This window comes from Streptomyces sp. NPDC004752, from assembly GCF_053601275.1.
Map to the genome: position 1 here is coordinate 7,510 of NZ_JBSGBN010000215.1, position 2,554 is coordinate 10,063.

A 2,554-nucleotide genomic window follows, 5' to 3' on the forward strand; every position below is an offset into this window, starting at 1 on the left:
GGGGCGGCCTGGCCGTGATCGGGTCGGTCGGGCCGTGATCGGTCAGGCCGGGTCGGTCGGTCGGGTCGTCGCGGCAAGGCCGCGTCTTCGTGGGTCCGGCGTCGCGCCGCTCGCTCGGTCCGGGCGTGCGTCCGGGAGATACGGCCTCGCCCGGTCACCGGTCCCAGGTCCGCGGTTCTGACGCGGAGCAGCCCGGGCGGAGCAGCTCGGGCGGTGCGGGGCGGTGTGCAGGGGGACCGGTTAAGGCACCACCGTCACCGGCCAGCGGCCCGCCTTCACCAGGCGGATCGCCACCGAGCCGATGATCCGGTGACCGGCCTGTTCGGACGCGCCCACCACGACCGCGTCCGCCTTGAGCTCGTCGGCCGCCTTCACCAGGCCGTTGTAGGGGTCGCCACGGAACGTGTGGAACTCCCAGCGCATATCGAATATCCCCTTGACCCGCTCGGCGGACTCACGGATCTGGGCGGCGAGGTCCTCGGCGATCTCGTCCGTCGTCTCCGCCACCGGCGCTCCGAGCGCGGCCCCCGCGGCCAGCACCGGCTGCACATAGACGACGGCGAGCAGCGCGTGCTGCCGCCGGGCCAGACCCGCGGCATAGGCCGCGGCCCGCAGCGAGGACTCGGAGCCGTCCACCCCGACCACGATGACCTTCGGCCCGTCCGTGCCCCGTTCGAACCTGTGCGCATGCTGCTCGTGCTGTTCCGTCACGGCCGTGAGGTTATCGGAAACCGCAGGTCCCGCCCCCCTCCGGGAGCCTTCGACGGGCGAGCGGCCCCCGCGGTTCCTAGAGTCGGAACCATGAGTGCCACCGCTCAGGCCGCCCAGGGGAAGGACACCGCGGGCCCCGTACCGCCGCCCGCGGACCGCTTCCTCAGCCGGGTGCCCCAGGGCTTCGCCGCCTTCTTCGGCGCCCTCGCCCTGCTCTGCGCCCTCCTGGCGGTCAGCGCCCCGCTGCGCGTCCTGCTCCGTCCGCTGGCCCGCACCCTCGACCTGCTGTTCGTCCCGGTCAGCGCCAACCTCGCGTACGCCGTCTTCCTGTTCCTGCTGGCCGCCGCGACCGCCGCCCGCAAACGGGCCGCCTGGTGGCTGGTCGTGGTCTACCTCGGCCTGGTCGTCCTCACCGACGTGCTGGGCCTCGCGGTCGACCTGTACGCCGAGTCGATCCCGTCCCTGGTGGTGTGCGGGCTCGCGCTGATCCTGCTGGTGGTGGCCCGCGGGGAGTTCTACGCCGCCTCCCGGCGCGGTGCCGTGTGGCGGGCGCTCGGCGTCCTGCTGGCCGGGCTCGTCGTGGCGATCCTGCTCGGCTGGGGCCTGGTCGCGCTGTTCCCCGGCACCCTGCCGCCCGGACAACACCTGGCCTGGGCCGCCGCCCGGGTCTGCGGCGGACTGGTCTCCGGCACGGCCTTCGACGGCCGCCCGCCCCGCCCGGTCACCTTCCTGCTGGGCCTGTTCGGCGCGCTCGCCCTGCTCAACGCCGCCGCCGCACTGTTCCGTTCGCAGCGCCTCGAAGCGGCCCTGCACGGCGACGAGGAGGCCCGCATCCGCGCCCTCCTGAAGGCCCACGGCGAGGACGACTCCCTCGGCTACTTCGCCACCCGGCGCGACAAGGCCGTCGTCTTCACCGCCAGCGGCAAGGCGGCTGTCACCTACCGCGTCGAAACCGGGGTCTGCCTGGCCAGCGGCGACCCGGTCGGCGACCGCGAGGCATGGCCACACGCCATCGCCGCCTGGCTCGACATGGCCCGTCGGCACGCCTGGGCGCCCGCCGTGATGGGCGCCTCCGAGGCCGGCGCCACCGCCTACGCGCGCGCCGGGCTCGGCGCCCTCCAACTCGGCGACGAGGCGATCCTGCACGTGGCCGGCTTCGACCTCGACGGCCGCGACATGCGCGTCACCCGCCAGGCAGTGCACCGCGTCCGCCGTACCGGAGCCACCTGCCGCGTCCGTCGCCACGCGGCACTGACCGAGGCGGAGATGGAGGAAGTCGTCGACAAGGCCGACGCCTGGCGGGACACCGAGACCGAACGCGGCTTCTCCATGGCCCTGGACCGGCTCGGCGACCCGGCGGACGGCGACTGCCTGCTCGTCGAGGCGCTCGGCGCGGACGGCCGGCTGCTCGCCCTGCTCTCCTTCGTGCCCTGGGGCACCGACGGCGTCTCCCTCGATCTGATGCGCCGCGACCGCGGCGCCCCCAACGGCGTCATGGAGTTCATGGTCGCCGAGCTGTGCGCGGCGGCCCCCAAGCTCGGCGTGCGCCGGATCTCCCTGAACTTCGCGGTCTTCCGCTCGGTCTTCGAGGAGGGCGCCCGCATCGGCGCCGGGCCCGTGCTGCGGCTGTGGCGCCGCATGCTGCTGTTCTTCTCCCGGTGGTGGCAGCTGGAGGCCCTGTACCGATCCAACGCCAAGTACCACCCCGAGTGGTACCCGCGCTTCATCTGCTACGGCGAGGCCGCCTCCCTCGCCCGCATCGGCCTGGCCTCCGGCATCGCCGAGGGCTTCGTCGCCGTACCGTCGCTGCGCAAGCTGTGGGGGAAGGGACACCCGGGCGCCG

2 protein-coding genes are annotated in these 2,554 nt (G+C 74.1%); one reads left to right on the forward strand and one right to left on the reverse strand.

Annotated elements, in window-relative coordinates; all coding sequences use genetic code 11:
- Positions 1-240 precede the first annotated feature (240 nt).
- Positions 241-711, reverse strand: coding sequence for a universal stress protein (locus ACWEKM_RS44415; RefSeq protein WP_451627000.1), 471 nt, complete (start codon positions 709-711; stop codon positions 241-243).
- 90 nt (positions 712-801) lie between these two features.
- Here ACWEKM_RS44415 and lysX point away from each other — a divergent pair.
- Positions 802-2,554: bifunctional lysylphosphatidylglycerol synthetase/lysine--tRNA ligase LysX (lysX, locus tag ACWEKM_RS44420; RefSeq protein ID WP_451627001.1), on the forward strand; the 1,753-nt coding region annotated here is incomplete at its 3' end.